General features: G+C 42.4%; 15 protein-coding genes. 9 read left to right on the plus strand and 6 right to left on the minus strand.

All coding sequences use genetic code 11. From position 1 onward, the window contains the following. Positions 1 to 91 precede the first annotated feature (91 nt). Positions 92 to 1,687: a DUF748 domain-containing protein gene (locus tag BM043_RS09665; protein WP_092791117.1), complete on the plus strand. Its 1,596-nt coding sequence runs from the start codon at positions 92 to 94 to the stop codon at positions 1,685 to 1,687. 31 nt (positions 1,688 to 1,718) lie between these two features. Here BM043_RS09665 and BM043_RS09670 read toward each other — a convergent pair whose 3' ends face one another. Then, the gene (locus BM043_RS09670) at positions 1,719 to 2,003 is read right to left on the minus strand and encodes a sll1863 family stress response protein (RefSeq protein WP_092791119.1); all 285 of its coding nucleotides are present in this window, start codon (positions 2,001 to 2,003) and stop codon (positions 1,719 to 1,721) included. Positions 2,004 to 2,254: 251 nt separating this feature from the next. Between BM043_RS09670 and BM043_RS09675 the strand changes: the two genes are divergently transcribed. The 3 genes from BM043_RS09675 (at position 2,255) to BM043_RS09685 (ending at position 7,520) form a co-directional block, all read left to right on the plus strand. Further along, positions 2,255 to 3,742 (plus strand): ATP-binding protein, encoded by a 1,488-nt coding sequence (locus tag BM043_RS09675; RefSeq protein WP_092791121.1) that lies wholly within the window; start codon positions 2,255 to 2,257, stop codon positions 3,740 to 3,742. Positions 3,743 to 3,847: 105 nt separating this feature from the next. Next, positions 3,848 to 6,106, plus strand: coding sequence for a helix-turn-helix domain-containing protein (locus tag BM043_RS09680; protein WP_092791123.1), 2,259 nt, complete (start codon positions 3,848 to 3,850; stop codon positions 6,104 to 6,106). 4 nt (positions 6,107 to 6,110) lie between these two features. Continuing rightward, a complete protein-coding gene (locus BM043_RS09685; RefSeq protein WP_177188456.1) occupies positions 6,111 to 7,520 on the plus strand; it encodes a glycoside hydrolase family 140 protein in 1,410 nt (469 codons plus the stop codon). 65 nt (positions 7,521 to 7,585) lie between these two features. On the opposite strand, the gene BM043_RS09690 is transcribed toward BM043_RS09685, so the two are convergent. Continuing rightward, on the minus strand, positions 7,586 to 9,226 hold the full coding sequence (locus BM043_RS09690; RefSeq protein WP_092791127.1) for a carboxylesterase/lipase family protein: 1,641 nt from the start codon (positions 9,224 to 9,226) through the stop codon (positions 7,586 to 7,588). 87 nt (positions 9,227 to 9,313) lie between these two features. Here BM043_RS09690 and BM043_RS09695 point away from each other — a divergent pair, with 87 nt between their 5' ends. Beyond that, positions 9,314 to 10,021, plus strand: a complete 708-nt coding sequence (locus BM043_RS09695; protein WP_092791129.1) for an NUDIX hydrolase — start codon at positions 9,314 to 9,316, stop codon at positions 10,019 to 10,021. Between the two features lie 3 nt (positions 10,022 to 10,024). On the opposite strand, the gene BM043_RS09700 is transcribed toward BM043_RS09695, so the two are convergent. Beyond that, a complete protein-coding gene (locus BM043_RS09700) occupies positions 10,025 to 11,545 on the minus strand; it encodes a M20/M25/M40 family metallo-hydrolase (RefSeq protein ID WP_092791131.1) in 1,521 nt (506 codons plus the stop codon). A gap of 134 nt (positions 11,546 to 11,679) precedes the next feature. On the opposite strand from BM043_RS09700, the gene BM043_RS09705 reads away from it, so the two are divergent. After that, on the plus strand, positions 11,680 to 12,405 hold the full coding sequence (locus BM043_RS09705) for a class I SAM-dependent methyltransferase (RefSeq protein WP_092791133.1): 726 nt from the start codon (positions 11,680 to 11,682) through the stop codon (positions 12,403 to 12,405). A gap of 97 nt (positions 12,406 to 12,502) precedes the next feature. Next, positions 12,503 to 13,267, plus strand: a complete 765-nt coding sequence (locus BM043_RS09710; RefSeq protein ID WP_092791405.1) for an SDR family NAD(P)-dependent oxidoreductase — start codon at positions 12,503 to 12,505, stop codon at positions 13,265 to 13,267. 54 nt (positions 13,268 to 13,321) lie between these two features. Here BM043_RS09710 and BM043_RS09715 read toward each other — a convergent pair whose 3' ends face one another. The 3 genes from BM043_RS09715 to BM043_RS09725 all read right to left on the minus strand — a co-directional run bounded on the left by BM043_RS09715 (position 13,322) and on the right by BM043_RS09725 (position 15,666). After that, a complete protein-coding gene (locus BM043_RS09715; RefSeq protein WP_092791135.1) occupies positions 13,322 to 14,077 on the minus strand; it encodes an NYN domain-containing protein in 756 nt (251 codons plus the stop codon). Positions 14,078 to 14,221: 144 nt separating this feature from the next. Further along, positions 14,222 to 15,109, minus strand: coding sequence for a dienelactone hydrolase family protein (locus BM043_RS09720; RefSeq protein ID WP_092791137.1), 888 nt, complete (start codon positions 15,107 to 15,109; stop codon positions 14,222 to 14,224). 80 nt (positions 15,110 to 15,189) lie between these two features. Continuing rightward, on the minus strand, positions 15,190 to 15,666 hold the full coding sequence (locus tag BM043_RS09725; protein ID WP_092791139.1) for a YehS family protein: 477 nt from the start codon (positions 15,664 to 15,666) through the stop codon (positions 15,190 to 15,192). A gap of 136 nt (positions 15,667 to 15,802) precedes the next feature. Here BM043_RS09725 and BM043_RS09730 point away from each other — a divergent pair, with 136 nt between their 5' ends. Further along, positions 15,803 to 17,977 carry a B12-binding domain-containing radical SAM protein gene (locus BM043_RS09730; RefSeq protein ID WP_092791407.1) on the plus strand — a complete coding sequence of 725 codons (2,175 nt, stop codon included), beginning with the start codon at positions 15,803 to 15,805 and terminating at the stop codon, positions 17,975 to 17,977. A 57-nt stretch (positions 17,978 to 18,034) separates the two neighbouring features. Continuing rightward, entirely contained in the window at positions 18,035 to 18,601 is a 567-nt protein-coding gene (locus tag BM043_RS09735) for a Pycsar system effector family protein (protein ID WP_092791141.1), read from the plus strand.

Genomic DNA, 18,601 nt, shown 5'->3' on the forward strand with positions numbered 1-18,601 from the left:
AGTGCTTATACAAAAGGCTGATTAAGCTTTGGGGCAAATAAAAATTGGAGGAATTGATCAATAAACTTGGTATATTTTCACAAAATCCCACATGAAGCGCATCCTTTTAGGCATACTTGTATTTCTATTATTGATTGTTTCGGCAAATTTCGGTTTGGAATATTGGTTGGAGTCTAAGGTCAAAAATCTGCTGAATGCTGACGCTGACCGGAAATATGATCTACTTTTTGATGAGGTAAATATTGATTTGCTGGGCCGGAAGATCGCATTGAATTCCATTCGTTTAGTACCACGAGAGGAGCAGTTGGGAATTCGCGTAAACGGCTCCATCCATGAGATCTTGTTTTCTGACGTCCGCTATTGGGACTTACTGCTGAAAAATCAGGTTTCCATCGGAGAATTATATTTACGGGAGCCCTCCTTTCGTCTTGTCCGGCAGGACAGCACTTTTGGGGGGAAAGATAATAGCAAGGCTTTTCAGGATCTCTTTGGAGATTTGATCAAGCGTGGTAAAATTGAGGATTTTAAGCTTTCGGGCGGAACGGCCGAATTGTTTTTTGGCCAAGATAGTCTCTATCGCTTTGGGCAATTTACGGACCTGACCATCCATGCTATGGGTTTAAAAACCGATTCCTTGATTCTCACGAATCCCGTTCCTTTCGAAGTGGAACAAATCACCAGCAGCTTAAAGAATTTCACACTTTACCTCACCGAGGATCAAACATTTAGTATCAAAAGCTTTGATTTTGACTATCGTTCAAAAACTCTTTTAATGGAAGGGCTGTCGCTCACATATGACCTTTCTCTTCAGGAAATCGCTCAAAAAGACGAATTTCAGCGTGATGTGATCGCTTTTGAGTTGAAGCGATTTGAGGTAGAAAAGCTGGATGCTAATAGTAATTTGTATGGCAACTGGACGATTATTGCCGGGTTGGCAAGTTTGGATAGTTTGATTTTACGTGATCTCAGGGATAAAAATATCCCGGTCAAACCCGAAGACGCCAAACCCATGTTTGCGGGAATGCTTAAAAGTTTGCCTTTGCCATTAAAAATTGATCAAGTAACCATTACCAATTCGTCCATCAGTTATTCCGAAATCGGTGAAGGAGAATCAGAACCTGTCACTCTTTCATTTGAAAACCTCAATGCAGAAATCCAAAATTTGGTTTCGATCGATTCCTTACAAAATAAAGATTCGATGAAAATGAAGGTTACTACTGATTTTATGGGAAATGGCGCAGTAGAGGCAGATTTTGTTATTCCATTTGATCAATCCTATTTTGATTTGGACTTGACTATGGGTCAGATGGATTTGGTTCAACTGAATTCGGTGATCGGTCGATTGGCACAAATGCGAATAGAAAGTGGACAGCTCCAAGGGCTTAAGCTGGAAATGAGAGCTCAAGATTCAAGCTCAGAAAATAAAGTTTGGTTTGATTATTCGGATTTGAAAATCGAAATACTCAACGGGGAGAAAAGAAATCGTAAAAATGGTTTGTTGACTATGATGGCAGGATTGGCGATTTCAAAGGAGAATCGTTATCAGGATAAAAATTACAAAGTGGCTCAGTTCAGATCCCAGAGAAATCCTTATCGTGGGCCTTTTAATTTTATGTGGGAAAATACCAAAACGGGTTTGGAGGAGATCATTCCTTCAGGAGCAGCAAGGTTTCTTCAGGGGAAATAAAAAAAGCGGGCCATATGACCCGCTAATAATGTTAGCCAAATAGCTTTCCAAGTTTTGAAAAGCCCTCTTTGAAAGAACTGGCAGCATCACTCAAGTGATCCTTTACCTCGTCCCATTTATCTTCTGAGCTGTCTTCAAGTTTCTCCAATTTGGCCTCCAATTCATCCTTTTTGGCTTTCATTTGAGCTACTTTTTCATCGAATTCTGCTTTTAAGTTATCCGAAAGATCTTCTCTTTTGGATTCCAATTCTGCGATTTTGCTTTTGGCCTCAGCCAAAGCACTTTTGAATTTTGACTTGATTTCTTCAGTATTCATGGTTAAAAATTTAAAGGTTTAAATTCCCTTTAAACTAACAAAATAACCTTAGAAATGAAAGGGGATCGCTAAATATTAGATGGAGAAATAATCCGGCTTTTGATCGCAAGTATGGCCCTATGTCATTTCCTAAAAACCTGAAAAATAATGGTAAATGTCATGGATTTTATGGCTACCTTTTTGAATTAAGGGGTAACAATTGTTGGTTTGCTTCTTATCTTTGTGAGCCCAAGTTTGACTATTGATTTCCGATGAAACCGGAGCTAATCGTTGATTCAGTACTTTTCCATTCCCTCCCCGATGCAGTGGTGATTTTGGATACCAACCTACAGATTTGTCAGGTTAATCCTAGAGCGGAAGCCATGTTTGAGTTTTCCGAAGAAGAACTGCAAAAGATGGATTTTTATTCTTTGTTTGATTCTCAGCTGGATTTTTCGCAAGAATCACTGATCAATAGTCTGCCTCAAAAAAATACGGATTGGCAGAGTACTACGGTGCTTCGATTTTATGGAAAATCAAAAACCGGTCGCCGTTTTTTTCTGAATTTTTCCAGCGCCATATTTCTTGAAGACGATAAGATCATGGTGCTGATCAGGGATATTTCAGAATTTATCAATAATTCGATTCAATTGGAGTCAGCCAAAAAAAGACTGGAGGAGGCTTTTGTGATCAATCGTATCGGAACTTGGGAATACCTCATCGAAGAAGACCGACTTTTTCTTTCTCACGAATTATTGAATTTATTGGGACTGGGTCATGACTTCCAACACTGTAGTTTTATGGATTTGGAGCAATTTTTTCACCAAGATGATCAGGAGTTCATTGCCAAAGCCTTTTCGAATTCCATAAAAAACCGAATTCCCTACAATATTATTCATCGGGTAAATCCACCCAATCAGTCGATATCGTACATCCGAACCAGAGGTAAAACATATTATTCGGATAAAGGCATGGCCTACAAAACTTTTGGAACGATTCAGGATGTCACTGATTTGAGTCAACGTCGGCTGGAAGCTGATCAATACGTTCGCATGTTGGAAAATCAAAAATCAGAGTTGGAAAACAGTCTTTACATCGCGACTCACGATCTCAAAGAGCCCATCAACAATATTTTGGGACTGACTGAGCTGATTAAAATGGAGTCGGCTTCGGGTGAGCTGGATTCCGGACAGCTTTTAAGTTACAGTGAAACCATTCAATCTACCGGTAGACGTCTTCAAAAAATGGTGCAATCACTCATCAACATGGGTAAAATCGGAAAGGATGAAATGATGTCTCAGGTGAATTGCAGTGAGGTAATTCAAGAGGTTATTAATTCCCTTCATTTTCAGATTTCTACGACTAACACGGAAATCGAAGTTGGCGAACTTCCTGTAGTTCGTGGTTTTGGGATGGAGATTAATCGGCTTTTTCAGAATCTGATTTCGAATGCGATCAAATATCGCCATCAAGATCGTGTTCCAAGAATCGCCATTGAGGCACATGAGACAGATCAATTTTGGTTATTTACCATTGTGGACAATGGAATGGGGATTAATCCAAAGTACAAAGATCGAGTCTTGAGTTTGTTCCGAAGAGTCCCTGGAAATGAAAAGGTAGAGGGAACTGGGATTGGGCTAGCCCACTGTAAGAAAATCGTGGAGCAGCACCAAGGAGAACTTTGGTTTGAATCGGAATATGGGCATGGTTCCGTTTTTTATTTCACGCTGCGCAAAGAAAATGGCATGCCTATTAGCTAGATTTTCAATATAATTTCTTTGTCAATTAAACTTCAGTCTGAAAGATTAAGAAGTTATTTTTAAAAAAGGGGTGCATTTTTTTGCTCGAATAAGTAGTTTAGTTAGATGAATGAAAAATCTACTGATCGTATTGATCTAGCAGCACAATTTGTCAATTCCACGGCGGCCCCTATTTTTTTGACGGGAAAAGCCGGTACGGGAAAAACTACTTTCCTCCGAAATCTGAGTCATCAGACACATAAGCGACATGTAGTTTTGGCACCGACAGGAATCGCAGCTCTTCATGCCAAAGGAGTGACCATTCATTCGCAGTTTTTATTGCCCTTGGGGAGTTTTCTGCCGGTGAGAGAGCCGGAAGGTAATTTTACCCATCAATACGGCTTTTATACCCAGCATACCCTAGCCCGGAAACATCCGCTAAATCAGCTTCGAAAGAGTGTCCTGCGTGCGGTAGATCTCTTGGTGATCGATGAGGTGAGTATGCTCCGAGCTGATGTGCTGGACGCAATTGACTATCGGATGCGCAGTGTCAAAGGAAATTTCAGAGAGCCCTTTGGTGGAGTTCAGTTGCTGTTGATAGGAGATTTGTATCAGTTACCTCCGATAGTCCGTGATCACGAATGGCAGATTCTCAGCCGTTTTTATAATAGCATGCACTTTTTTGAGGCGAAGGCACTACAAAATTCAGGTTTGGTGTATTTGGAATTGGATAAGATTTTTCGTCAGCAGGATGAGGAATTTATTCATGTGCTCAATAACCTTCGGAATAATCAAATCACGGCAGAAGATATCCGATTGCTCAATCGGCACTTCAAAAGCCCAGATCAAATCAAAGGTGAAAAAGACTGCATTACCATCACCACACATAATTATAAAGCCGATCAAATCAATCAAAAGGAATTACAGTCCTTAGACGGGAAGTCCTTTTTTTACCAAGCAGAAGTAGAGGGAGATTTCCCGGAGTCGCTTTATCCACTTCCTGAAAAGCTGGAGTTGAGGGAAGGCGCTCAGGTGATGTTTATCAAAAATGACACCTCGGGAACAGCTCAGTATTTCAATGGAAAACTAGCCAAAGTCGTCGAATTAAATAATGATGAAGTTACAGTACAGATGGAAGGCGATGAACAGACTTTCCTTCTCCGAAAGGAAGTCTGGGAAAATAAACGCTATGTGGTCAATCCCGAAACCAAAGAACTCGATGAAGATGTGATCGGGACTTTTTCGCATTTCCCGATCAAGTTGGCCTGGGCGGTTACGGTCCACAAAAGCCAAGGGCTGACTTTTGACAAAGCAATCATCGATGTGGGACAGGCTTTTGCACCGGGTCAGGTTTATGTGGCTTTGAGCCGTCTTCGGAGTTTGGATGGCCTGATCCTAAGAAGTAGAATTCAGTCCGATTTGATTTATTCTGACCATCAGGTGGTCAAATTTTCCCAATCCTCTGATCAACAGCAGCGGCTGGATGAACTCTTGAAAATTCATCAGCGACATTTTTTACAGCAGTTGATCGACCGTACTTTTGATTTTATTCCCATCATTAAAGAGATCGAATATTTCCAAAAGAATCAGGAGAGCAGTATGGAGTTTGAAGACATCGAGATGCAGGCAGCCATTCCGATTGTCTATGAAAATCTCCGTGCAGAAACTGAGAATACCGGGAAATTTCGCCGGCAATTGCAGAGCTTACTTCAGATAGAATCACCCGATCAGCTTAGCGAACGTCTTCAGAAAGGAGTGGATTATTATAAAGGTATTTTGAAAAAGCTGCTCGGGAAAATTATTGATCAGCGGGCCATGGTTTCTAATTTTTCACGAACGAAAAAGTATCAAGACGGTCTTGAATCTATTGATGAATTGATAGTGAGAAAACTATTGGAAATCAATAAAATAAATAATTTGATTCAAGTGATTTCTAAGGGTGAAGTGCCGGGAAAGATGGATGAACTCGAAATGGAGATTTTGGGCTTAAGAAGAAATCTCATGGGGAACGCAAAGGAAAAGGCCATGGATAAAATCAAAAATATCAAGACCAAAACCGGCCGAAAAAAAGCGGAAGGACCAAAACTAAAGCGTCAAAAAGGAGATACGCAAGAACTCACCTTCAGTCTCTTCGAAAGTGGTAAAACGATCGCTCAGATTGCAGAGGAGCGCGGATTGGCCGAGTCCACCATAAAGAGTCACTTATCTGTAGGAATTTCGGCGGGAAGAATTGATTTGGCGGATTGTCTTCCCCAATCCATCATCCAAGAAATCATGGATCAACTCGATAAGTTTTCCGGCATGAAAGAACTTCGGGAGCACTTTGATGGGAAGTATGATTACGGTACGATCAAAATGGTCATCGCCGGGAACAAAAATTTATAGCGCTATGAAGTCTACGGGATTCACCTTACTTCTCGTCCTAGTTTTTCAGGTTGCCTTTACTCAGGAATTGGCGATTTCTGAAAATCAACGATACTTGATTTACAAGTCTGATTCTACGCCATTTTTTTGGTTGGGGGATACGGCATGGGAGCTCTTTCATAAGCTAGACCGGGAAGAAGCCCTTCATTATTTGCAGACCAGAGCCGATCAGGGATTTACTGTGATCCAAGCTGTGATTTTAGCAGAGCGCGATGGAGTTCGAACACCCAATGCATACGGGGATTTGCCTTTTGAGGATTTAGACCCCAAGCGGCCTAATGAAGCCTATTTTGAGCATGTGGATTTCATCATTGATGAAGCCAACAAGCTGGGCTTGGTCATGGGAGTTTTGCCTACATGGGGAGATAAGGTATATTCAGAGCACCCCGGTGCAGGTCCGATTTTATTTGGAGAAGAGAATGCCCGGATTTTTGGAGAATATTTGGGCAGGAGGTATCGAGATGCAAATTTAGTATGGATCTTAGGCGGAGATCGGGATATCGCAAATGAAGAGGTACGAGCCGTTTGGGATGCCATGGCGGCAGGAATAGCTGAAGGTGATGGCAAAACCCATTTGATGACTTATCATCCAAGAGGAAGCCGTTCCAGCGGAGATTACTTGCATGATGCAGACTGGATGGATTTTAATATGTACCAAAGTAGTCATGCGAGATTTTATAATCCAGTCTATGAATTTGCGCTGAAAGATCGGGCGCTACAACCAACCAAACCGACACTCGATGGTGAACCAGCCTACGAAGATATCCCGGTGGCTTTTTGGGAGTTTATGAAATTTGAACCTGGGGAATTTTCGGAGATTACGGATGAAGATGGGACTTTGAAAGATCGGACACCTTTTACCAAGGGATTTTTTGACGGAAAAAGTGTACGAGTTCATGCTTATTGGAATATTCTAGCAGGAGCAGCAGGCTATACTTATGGCAATAATGCCGTCTGGCAAATGCACAAAAAAGGGGAGACTTTTGTCATTCCTGCCTTGACAGACTGGAAAGATGCACTTCGCCGTCCCGGAGCTGAAAGTATGAGATTTGTGCGAAAGCTTTTTGAGATGCGTTCCTTTTCCGAATTGGTGCCTGCACAGGAATTAATCGTTTCTCCCAATCCCGAGGGTGAGAATCACATTCGAGCGGCAAAGCAAAGAGACGGCGATTTTGCAGTCATTTATTTGGCCAATCCACAGGAATTTGAGCTGGATCTTTCGCTCTTGAACTCTGATCGATTTACAGCTTTTTGGTATGATCCGAGAAATGGAAGCCGATTCAAGCTTCCAGAATTTGGAATTGCACAAAAAGTCTGGACAGCACCTTCCGTTCCAGATGATGCCGATTGGGTGTTAGTGATCGAAGCGAAGTGATTTTCAAAAAAAGAGAGGAAGCCCGGATGACTCCCTCTCGCTACAATAGGCGTTGAAATTAAGTACTACCTCTTGTTGCCGTAGTATCGATCGTGAAACTGATAGCGCTGCTCCACCGATGATTTTTCTGATTTGGATTCGATATCAATGACCAAAAATGAAGGATTGGGATCATTTTTTTGGATAGGCTCCCAGTTGACCAAGTTTTCTCCATTTGGATTATAGGTTTTGATGAAATTGGCAAAGTAGGACTGCATTTGATCAGATACCTTGTAATCATCTGCCTCCCAAGCATAGTCCTTAACCAGATGTAAATTTCCCATGGCATATTCGATCTCGCAGGCATGTGGTGCTCCCAAAGCTTTTGGAGCTTCCTGTCCATTGGATTCCATTGTACCGCCAGCTAAACCTGAGACCAGATTTTTATCTCGAAGTGGAGGTCTGAGTTTGGAGTATAGATAGCGGTAAACGGGCTGATCAGAATTTTTTGAATGCAAGTCAAGCCATTTCCAAGTGCTGTAGGATATAAATCGATCCGCTGCCAAATTGGTCGCTGCCCATTCGATTTCTTCTGGGCTTTCGTGAGGGTGAAGTGTCAAAACTTCCTCCCAGTCCTCAGGATAAGTCTCTTTTACTTTGGCGATAAAGGCTTCCTGCGTAAAAGGCTGCCCTTGCATAAATGCCTGTCCGGGGATTTCGGCCGAGTTCCAACCGGCTAATAAAGGCACCTGAGCCTGTTCTCCCGCTTCGAAAATCTCCGGAAGTGTCTTGGGCAGGAAATGTCCATCAATGGTCACTGGAAAGCCAAAAAGCTCAGATTCCAGAAATGCCTCATAAAGTTCTTTACTGCTTAACTTTCTAAGCTCATCGATCGCGTTATATCCTGCTTTTTTGACAAATTCAACCCCAATTTCTTCGGCTTTAGCTAAAGGCATCGGTGCCAAAGTCGGATGAATTCCAGCACCGCTTTCTCCGATGGCCGCAGCGATTAGACCTTTCGAAAGGGGAGATGCCATCTGATAGCTGACCGATATCGATCCTGCCGACTCACCGGCAATGGTTACCTTTGTAGGATCTCCTCCAAAAGCTCCAATATTTTTTTGAACCCAAGTCAAAGCCGCCTGCTGATCCATGAGCCCGTAATTTCCTGAGCCGCCGTGCGCCGTTTCTGCACTTAATTCCGGATGGGCCAAAAAACCAAATAAACCCAATCGATAGTTGACGGTGACTACTACGATTCCCTTTTGGGCCATGCTTTCGCCATCGTATCGAGGTTCGGAACCGTCACCCGCAGAGAAACCCCCTCCGTAGAAATATACGAGGACTGGCAAGTCTTTTTGATTTTCTTTTGCTGGAGACCAAACATTTAAATACAAACAGTCTTCCGAAATGCCATCAGACCGAAAACTCATATCTCCAAAAATCGGTGCTTGCATGGCTCTCGGGCCAAAGTCGGTAGTTTCTTTAATGCCATCCCAATTTTCCAAAGGCTGTGGAGCTTTCCATCGAAGTTCATCTACAGGAGGCTTGGCATAGGGAATTCCAAAATATTTTTGTACACCGGTTTGGGTATCATAGTTTCCTTCTATTATTCCATTTTCTATGGTAGCTTGAACTAAAAATGCGTTGTTGGATTGAGAAACAGCATTTTTAGGGTACACTTGCATAAGAATTAGGACCAAAATAAAAGCGGATATAATTCGCATGGTTATCAATTAATGTTTCACTATGAAACAATAGTAATTGCAAATTGCCTAAAATCCTATTTATTTGAGGAAATTTTAAATCTGTCTATGTCACTTCCAGATTCTACTCAGTACTTACCCCACATTGCTTATGATTCTGTCATTTTTGGTTTTTCGGGAGAAAAGCTAAAAATCCTCCTCATGGAATATCATAATACAGGTTGGTTTGCTTTGCCCGGAGGTTTTGTGAAAGTAAGCGAACCACTAGATGAAGCGGTGAGTAGAGGATTGAAGGAGCGAACTGGGCTAGATCAGATTTACTTGGAGCAGTTTCATACGTTTGGTTCATTGGAGCGGGTCAAACCTGATGTGATGCGGAAAATTCTGGAAGCGCAGCACAGCGAAGTTCCAGAGAAGCATTGGCTTTTTGAGCGCTTTATATCCGTGGGCTATTATGCCTTGATTGATTATACCAAAGTAGAACCCCAGCCAGATGCTCTGTCAGATTCGATTGATTGGTATGATGTGGATGCTGTTCCTGAGTTACTTTTTGATCATAATTTTATTGTACAGAAAGCGCTAGAACACCTACGGACGCATCTTGATCAAAAGCTACTGTCAGTTAATTTGCTTCCGGAGCGATTTACGATGAAGGAATTGCAACAAGTTTATGAGGCGATTTTGGACGAAAAACAAAACCGGGCAAATTTCCAACGAAAAATGCTCAGTCTCGGGATTCTGGAGCGCCACGAAAAACTATATTCAGGTGGATCTCACAAAGCACCGTTTTTGTATAGTTTTAATTCCAAAAATTGATTTTTAGTCTAGCGGTTCGGTCAATACACTAATGATAGTTTTGATGCCCTCTTTGTAATTTCCCAATCGAATATTTTCATTGGGGCTATGCTGATTATTGTCGGCATTTACCGTTGGAATAGTCACTGCGGGGATTCCCAAAGCATCTACAAATGGTGAAATGGGAATGGATCCTCCGGATATTCTGATTTGCACCGGATCCTTTTCGAAAGCTCTTCTCATAGCTTTTCTCAACCAAGCTCCAACTTCTGAATCCATTGGGGTTCGAAAAGCCTGATAGGAAATGGACTTTTTCATCGACAGAATCTTGGGATGAGTTTGTCTTTCTTCTTCTGTCGGTTCCCTGTCAATCAGGTAGAAGCCCTGTCCTTTGATATGATTTTCAATTAATTTAAAAAGTCTAACCGGATCGGATTCCGGCACGAGGCGCATGTCAATCTCTGCGATAGCGGTGGAGGGAACGATCGTTCGGGCTTCGGAACCCACCCAACCGGAAGACATTCCCCGGATATTCAGGGAAGGATATTGAATACTTTCCTGATAGGTCTGACCTACTTGGTCTGTCCTGGCGATTCCGATTTTTTGCATGATCGTCGCCTCATCATCGGGAACAGATCTGAGGATTTCCATTTCGCTTTCAGTGAGATTGATCCCATCGTAAAAACCGGAAATAGTCACCCTTCCCGATTCATCCTTCATGGAAGACAGGAGTTGAGAAAGCATCAAGGCTGGATTTGGAGCATAATTCCCATAGTGACCACTATGCTGAGGCACTCGCGGGCCATAAGTAGTTAGTGTCATTTCCGAAATCCCTCTGGCTCCGTAAGTTAAGGTAGGTTCATTGGAAATATGTCGAGGTCCGTCCATAATCAGCATCAGATCAGCACTGAGTTTTGACTGATGTTCAATTACGGCTGCGGGAAGTTTTGGGGAGCCTTGTTCTTCTTCAAAATCAAAGATAATCTTGATGTTATAATCTGGATTAAGACCGGCTTTGCTAATTGCGTCCCATCCTGTCAAAAACATGGCTACCGGACCTTTGTCATCCGAGCTGGATCGAGCGAAAAACCGCCAATCGGGATTGAATTGATCTTCAAGGCGTGAAAGCGGAATACTGTCCCAATTTCCGTCGGAGTTTTGTTCTTTGAGGACGGCTTGATAGGGATTGGATTGATTCCATTTGGATCGGTCCACCGCCTGACCATCCATATGAAAATAGAAAAGGACTGTATTCTCGGTATTGGTTAGGTTTTTTTCGACCAAAAGCAGCGGTACTCCTCCCGTGGACAAGCGTTGGGATTTCCAGCCCCTTTTCTCAAACTGTGATTCGGTCCATTGGATGTTGGGTTCGATGTGAGACGGAATCATGGCATCATTGGGAATAGCCACGATTTCTTGGAGCAATTTCAACCCCTGCTGCCAATGATCTTCCGTCAACTGATCGAGATTAATTGATTTTGAATTCTGACCTTTAACTTGAAAAGCAATTAGCAAAATGAGAAGCAGCGGAAGAAGATTTTTCATAGGGTATGATTTTAAGAAAAGTATGAAAATTACCCCCATTTTCAAACCTAGAATGCTGAATACCCTACAACTAGATAAAAATGACGAGTTCAAACATGTTGCCGCATTGGCCGTTTTTATAAAAAACAATTGCGATGACACATCTTCAAAAATCAGCACTTTTCCTCAGTTTAGGTTTAATCTTGTTTTGGCCTGCTATTTCACAAGCTCAAAAATCAGATGCTCCTTATACCTTTGAAACTCCAAGCAGGGATGGTACCGGAAAATTTTATTTGGGAAGGGAAATTTCTCAAATTATGGGTTTTCAAGGTATGAAATGGCTGGAGCGATCCAGTCGAGAGCGGGAAGAGGGCGTTTCTAAAGCAATTAGTAACCTGCCGATTTCTGAAGAAAGCGTTGTTGCGGATATTGGTGCAGGTTCGGGATATTACACGTTTAGGATTGCGCCACTGGTGCCTGAGGGAAAAGTCCTTGCGGTAGAGATCCAAGATGAAGCGATTCGATTTTTGGAAAATAAAAGTCAAGAGCTGGGTTTTGATCAGGTTGAGGCAGTGAAAGGAAATTCTTATTCCCCAAATCTTCCCGAAAATGCTGTTGATGTGGCCATCATGGTTGATGTTTATCACGAATTGGCTTATCCTGCCGAGATGCTGCAAGCTCTAAGGTCGTCCTTGAAAACAAATGGAAAACTCATTCTGATCGAATATCGGGGAGAAGACCCGTCCATTCCGATCAAACCTTTGCATAAAATGACCCAAGCTCAAGCCGAGAAGGAATTGAATGAAAATGGCTTTCGATTGGTAGAAAATGGGGATTTTTTACCGATTCAGCATTACCTGATTTTTGAAAAGTTGGATTAAGCGTTGGAGAAATTTCTTTCTTCGAAGGTGATTTTTGTCATACGATTTGATTCGGGAATTGGGTACTTTGTGGTATCACAAAAAACCAATTAATGCCATGGAAATCAAAGGAAAATATGCCGTTATCACAGGAGGAGCCGGAGGAATTGGTCTCGAAACAGCCAAATTATATTTTAAAGAAGGTGCAGAAGGAGTAGCTATCGTCGATTTCAGTCAAGAGGGATTGCAAGAGGCTAAATCCCAATTGATGGGACAGAATGCCCTATTTATCCAAGCTGATGTGTCCAAATCTGAGGACGTTAAGCGATTTATTGATGAGTCAATGGAAGTTTTTGGAAGGATAGATATCCTATTCCTCAATGCCGGAGTGGAAGGTGTCGTCAAGTCAATGGTGGATTATCCCGAGGATAAATTTGATCAGGTCATCGGAGTAAATGTCAAAGGAGTGTGGCTGGGGATGAAACATGGATTTCCTGCCTTGAAAAAAGGTGGGGGTGGATCCGTGATCATTACCTCTTCCGTGGCTGGATTGCGAGGCACTGCTCAAGTGTCGGCTTACGTTGCCAGTAAACATGCGACCATAGGTTTGATGCGGACAGGAGCATTGGAAGGAGCGCCAGATAATATCCGCGTCAATTCTATTCACCCTTCTCCCGTGGATAATCGCATGATGCGTTCTCTCGAAGAGGGTTTTTCTCCAGGATCAGGAGATCAGGTTAAGGAAGGGTTTACCAAGATGATTCCGCTAGGTCGCTATGCAGAAAATGGTGATATCGCTGAGATGGCACTGTTTTTAGCCTCTGATCGGAGTAGATTTGTTACTGGTGCAACCATGGTAGTCGATGGGGGATTCACTGCTTAGAGGATTTTCTTGAAATAATTTTTTGGCTAAAGCATCACTTTGATAAGTGGTGCTTTAGTTTTTTAGTCGGACCAGTGGATAATTCAGTCCATTCACTTCATTTCTGACTACGGTATATTTTTTCAGGCTTTTGAAAAGTTCCGTGAGATTACGAAATCCATAGGTTCTCGGATCAAAACTCGGGTCAATTTTACGTAAAGAGGCGCCGATTTTTGCAATGTGAATTTCCTCATCTTCATCAGATGAAATCTCAAATGCCCGATCAATCAAGCGTAGATCAAGTTTCGGATCGGTCTTTTTGATATGGGCATTGGCTTGGGAGGATTTGGGTGAATTACTTTTTTCAAACTTCTTTTCTTCCACAAATTCCTCTTCTCCTAGATTTTCGGCAAAGGTGAAAATCTCACAAGATTGCACAAAAGCTTGGGGTGTGATTCTCCGGCCAATTCCCATGACAAACATACCCTCTTCCCGGATCCGCTTGGCCAGGCCCGTGTAATCGGAGTCTGAAGAAACAATACAAAATCCGTCCACCGAGTTGCTGTGCAAAATATCCATCGCATCGATGATTAAAGAGCTATCGGTAGAGTTTTTTCCTGTGGTATAGGCAAACTTCTGAATCGGGTTGAAAGAATATTGATTGATCACTTCCTTCCAGCTGTTCATCTGTGGTGTGGTCCAGTCACCGTAAATTCTCCGGATAGTTGCTTTTCCATATTTGGAGACTTCTTCCAAAATCTCCTTGATCAATTTGGCTTGGGCATTGTCTCCATCGATGAGGACGGCAATATTGAATTTGCTCTCGAGCATATTGTTTTTTCTGGTGAGTTTTAAAGTTAAAGATTATCTAAAGTAAAAGAGAGCAGAATACTGAAAAATATAGGTTTTCCTATGATTGGTAGAAACAAAAAAGACTTCTCGAAAGAAGCCTTTTTTAATCAGTTTATTTAAATGCTATTTGAGGTTTTCTTTAAAGAAAGCAATGGTACGGTCCCAAGCCAAGTTAGCCGCTTCTTCGTCGTATCGTGGAGTGGTATTGTTGTGAAAACCATGATTCACTCCCTCGTACATATGCATCACATAATCTATTTCATTTGCTTTCAAGGCAGCTTCGTAATCCGGCCAACCGGCATTGACCCGCTCATCCAAGCTGGCATATTGAATCATCAGCGGAGCTTTGATTTTTGCAGCTTCTTCGGCGGAAGGTTGACCTCCATAAAAAGGAACAGCCGCTTTTAAATCGGGTAGTCTTACAGCCATCATGTTGGAAATCCAACCACCAAAGCAGAATCCCACGACACCGACATTGCCGTCACATTCAGGATGAGTTTTGAGGTATTCGAAGGCTGCGATAAAATCCTCAAGCATTTCCTCTCGGGTGCGGTTTCGCTGCATATCTCTTCCTTCATCATCGGTGCCTGGATAGCCTCCCAGTGGCCAAAGTGCATCCGGAGCTATGGAAATAAATCCAGCAGCGGCGCATCTTCTCCCGACATCTTCAATATAGGGATTCAGTCCACGGTTTTCGTGAACCACAACTATGCCGGGAAATTTGCCCGAACCTGCAGGTTTGGATAGCAAACCTCTGATCTCACCACCACCTTTTGGAGAATTGTATAGGACATAGTCCGAACTTTGTAGTCGCTCATCATCCGGCTGAATAGTAGCCGTAGTGATGTAGTCTGGCATCATGGTACTCATGAGAGAGGCCAAGGTAATTCCGCCGATGGCGTAAGCGGAAAGTTTTTCTACGAAGGTTCTCCTGTCCAGTTTATTGTGGGCATAGTAATCGTAAAGGTCAAAGACTTCCTGAGGGATATCTTCTTTGTTAAGTTTTTTCATGGTTTTCAGTGTTTTAATCTTGGAATATACCAAAAATAGCAGTGCTGAAAAGCATAAATTTCACCAAAAGATACTACTGTTTATGAATGACTTTCCTCGTTGGGTCGGTATTTGATTCGAAGTCCCATGAGAAAATTTCTCAGCACCTGATCTCCGCAGTCGCGATACTGATGCTGATTGGGTTTTCTGAAAAAGGCGCTCACCTCATGCTTGCTGATGCGGAATAGTCTCAGTCCAAAAATATCCAGCATATCATTGTCTTTGAGGTTTAGTGCGATTTTTAGCTTTCGCAAAATCTGATTATTGTTTAGGGATTTCTCTGGAACTGGATCTTCTCCGTCTTTTTTGCCTCGTTTTAGAATAATCAGCCCATTCAAAAATGCGGCTAATGGCTTGTCAAAAAGGGGACTGAATTCAGGATCATCTTCTTTTTTCAGCCAATTTGAAACCGTAGCTCTATCTGTGGGTTCTCCTCCCTGTTGGAATAGGGAAACCATTTGATCGTCGTTAAAATCAAAAGTATATCTTAGAACCCGGAGGATATCGTTGTTGCTCATAGCCTAGTAAATTTCCCTTCAAAGATGGTAATTATCTAAAAGTGATAAAAGGAAAGCAGCTATTGCCGAGAAATAAAAGACGATATGTACGAAATTCCTTCAAACCTTTCCAAATTTGTATCAAAATTTTAGCGCCTTGACTCATCAGGTTTTATTCATCACTCCTCCATTCACGCAGCTGAATACCCCGTATCCGGCTACTGCCTATCTCAAGGGCTATCTGAAAACATTGGGTTTAAATTCGAATCAAGCTGATTTGGGGATTGAGGTGATTTTAACCCTTTTCTCCCAAAAGGGCCTTGGGAGGGTTTTTGAGTTTGTGGAAAAGCATCAAGATTCCCTATCGGAAAACTCCAGCCGTATTTTTAGACTTCGCAAAAAGTACCTACAAACGATTAATCAGGTGATTGCTTTCCTTCAGGACAAAGATCCCATGCTCGCTTATCGGATTGTGGAGGGGGATTTCCTCCCTCAGGCCAGACGTTTTGAAGATTTGGAGGATTTGGATTGGGCATTTGGGAGCTTGGGAAGTCGGGACAAAGCCCGCTATTTGGCCACCCTATATCTAGAGGATTTGGGGGATTTGATTCAGGAAACCATCGATCCCTATTTTGGATTTAGCCGCTATGCCGAGCGATTGGCTATTTCTGCCAAATCATTTGATGAACTTTTCGAAGCTTTGCAAGGGCCGCCGAGTTTGGTGACGGAACTGATGTGGGAGATTCTGGAAGAAAAAATCCAACAGCTCAATCCTGACTCGGTCGCTTTTTCTGTCCCATTTCCCGGCAATTTATTTGGGGCGCTTCGATGTGGTCAATATTTGAAAAAACATTATCCTCATCTCAAATTATGGATGGGGGGAGGCTATCCCAATACGGAATTGCGTTCCCTCCGGGATCCGCGGATTTTTGATTTTGTGGATTTCATCACGTTGGATGATGGAGAAGCTCCGGTGCGATTACTGCTTCAGCATCTCAGTGGTGAGCTTCCGGTTGAAAAGCTCAAAAGAACCTTTGTCCGAGAAAATGGAGTGGTACGATTTATCATCAATTCGGAGGTAAAAGATGTTGCTCAGCGGGAAGTAGGTACGCCAGATTATAGCGATTTGAAGCTTCATGATTACCTTTCTGTGATCGAGGTACCCAATCCCATGCATCGACTTTGGTCAGATGGTCGATGGAACAAACTTACCTTGGCCCATGGATGCTATTGGGGCAAATGTACTTTCTGTGATATTTCCCTGGATTACATTCAGCGCTATGAGCCCATCAGTGCCAATATCCTCTGTGATCGAATCGAGGAAATCATCGCTCAGACAGGACAGACAGGCTTTCACTTTGTAGATGAAGCTGCTCCCCCGGCTTTGATGCGGGATTTGGCGATCGAACTTCTCCGAAGAGGGCTTTCCATTGTTTGGTGGACCAATATCCGTTTTGAAAGTAGTTTTTCTGCCGATCTTTGTCGTTTGCTTCGCGCATCGGGATGCATTGCTGTTTCAGGTGGACTCGAAGTGGCATCCGATCGCTTATTGAAACTGATCAAAAAGGGCGTCACCGTGTCTCAGGTAGCCCAGGTTTGCAATCATTTTACCCAATCAGGAATCATGGTGCATGCTTACCTGATGTATGGTTTTCCGACACAAACCGACCAAGAAACGATTGATTCACTGGAAATGGTCAGACAGCTGTTTGAATCGGGAGTTTTGCAATCGGGCTTTTGGCATCGCTTTGCACTGACAGCGCATAGCCCTGTGGGCCTAAATCCAGAGAATTTTCTGGTGAAAATCCCCCATCCGGAATTGGGGACTTTTGCCAATAATGAACTCGAGCATGAGGATCCGACTGGGGCGGATCATGATCGGTTTGGAGAGGGATTAAGAAAATCACTTTTCAATTACATGCATGGGGTGGGATTTGAAATTCCACTTGGGAAATGGTTTGATTCAAAGGTTCCAAATACCTCTATTTCTAAAAATTATATTTCCCGCGAGTTGCAATTAGAAAAAGATTTTCAACTCAAAGATCAAACCCGGATTCTATGGATAGGGGAGTCTCCTGATTTGATTGTTTCTGAGGATGAGGATACTTGTGATTTAATTTTTTCTGTCAAAAATGAAGATTTGGCACTGGAGCTTCCCCTTGAGTTTGGTCGCTGGGTTAAAGAATTTTTGGATCAGGTCAGCTATCAAAATCCACTTCTTCAAGTTCGACAAATTAAGCAGAGCTACTCGGATCTTTTTGGGGATTTTGAAGAATTAATGGAATCGGAAGTTTGGGATATCCTCTGTGAACAAGGACTTTTGCTGATTTGAAAAATCATGTTGAAATCAAAAAAATGATTAATTTCAAATGCAATTCCAGCTAAAACTATGGACGATCGGATTTTTGAAAAAGTAAAAGAGGAAAAAACCTCCCGTGAAAGACAGACTTTCTATCGGGTAACTTTTAACAATAATGCTCAGCTGCTTAAAATCGCCGATAACAAAGCGAATATCATCATTTCAATTAATGCTTTGGTGATTTCTTCTATGGTGGCCTTGATCGGATTCGGTTCTATTTCTCAGCAGTTGGACATGGGAAGCCTGTTAAATTTGGTCCCCATTATGCTTTTTATTTTGACTTGCTTGAGTTCGACGATTTTGGCTGTACAGGCTGCCAAACCAAAAATTATCGGCAAGCCGGAAGCTCAGAGCAAAGAGAAACATTCCTTGATTTTTTTTGGCTCGGTTTCTTATTTGACCAAAGATGAATACCTCGCTCAATTGCGTGATACGATGAATTCACGGGTGGAAATAATGGATCAGATGTCTACCTCACTTTATTATCAGAGCATGGTTTTGAACCGAAAATATAAATTGCTCCGGCATGCCTATCAGGCTTTTATGGCCGGGTTGATTTTGGCAGTAGTGGCTTTTCTGATTCAGTTATTGGGCTGA

This window comes from Algoriphagus hitonicola (assembly GCF_900113375.1).
GTDB lineage: Bacteria > Bacteroidota > Bacteroidia > Cytophagales > Cyclobacteriaceae > Algoriphagus > Algoriphagus hitonicola.

Coding starts and splice junctions, on each gene's coding strand:
- BM043_RS09690 (WP_092791127.1), bottom strand. CDS start 9,226: ATGCGAATTATATCCGCTTTTATTTTGGTCCTAATTCTTATGCAAGTG.
- BM043_RS09675 (WP_092791121.1), top strand. CDS start 2,255: ATGAAACCGGAGCTAATCGTTGATTCAGTACTTTTCCATTCCCTCCCC.
- BM043_RS09715 (WP_092791135.1), bottom strand. CDS start 14,077: ATGCTCGAGAGCAAATTCAATATTGCCGTCCTCATCGATGGAGACAAT.
- BM043_RS09685 (WP_177188456.1), top strand. CDS start 6,111: ATGAAGTCTACGGGATTCACCTTACTTCTCGTCCTAGTTTTTCAGGTT.
- BM043_RS09680 (WP_092791123.1), top strand. CDS start 3,848: ATGAATGAAAAATCTACTGATCGTATTGATCTAGCAGCACAATTTGTC.
- BM043_RS09725 (WP_092791139.1), bottom strand. CDS start 15,666: ATGAGCAACAACGATATCCTCCGGGTTCTAAGATATACTTTTGATTTT.
- BM043_RS09695 (WP_092791129.1), top strand. CDS start 9,314: ATGTCACTTCCAGATTCTACTCAGTACTTACCCCACATTGCTTATGAT.
- BM043_RS09735 (WP_092791141.1), top strand. CDS start 18,035: ATGGACGATCGGATTTTTGAAAAAGTAAAAGAGGAAAAAACCTCCCGT.
- BM043_RS09700 (WP_092791131.1), bottom strand. CDS start 11,545: ATGAAAAATCTTCTTCCGCTGCTTCTCATTTTGCTAATTGCTTTTCAA.
- BM043_RS09705 (WP_092791133.1), top strand. CDS start 11,680: ATGACACATCTTCAAAAATCAGCACTTTTCCTCAGTTTAGGTTTAATC.
- BM043_RS09665 (WP_092791117.1), top strand. CDS start 92: ATGAAGCGCATCCTTTTAGGCATACTTGTATTTCTATTATTGATTGTT.
- BM043_RS09710 (WP_092791405.1), top strand. CDS start 12,503: ATGGAAATCAAAGGAAAATATGCCGTTATCACAGGAGGAGCCGGAGGA.
- BM043_RS09670 (WP_092791119.1), bottom strand. CDS start 2,003: ATGAATACTGAAGAAATCAAGTCAAAATTCAAAAGTGCTTTGGCTGAG.
- BM043_RS09720 (WP_092791137.1), bottom strand. CDS start 15,109: ATGAAAAAACTTAACAAAGAAGATATCCCTCAGGAAGTCTTTGACCTT.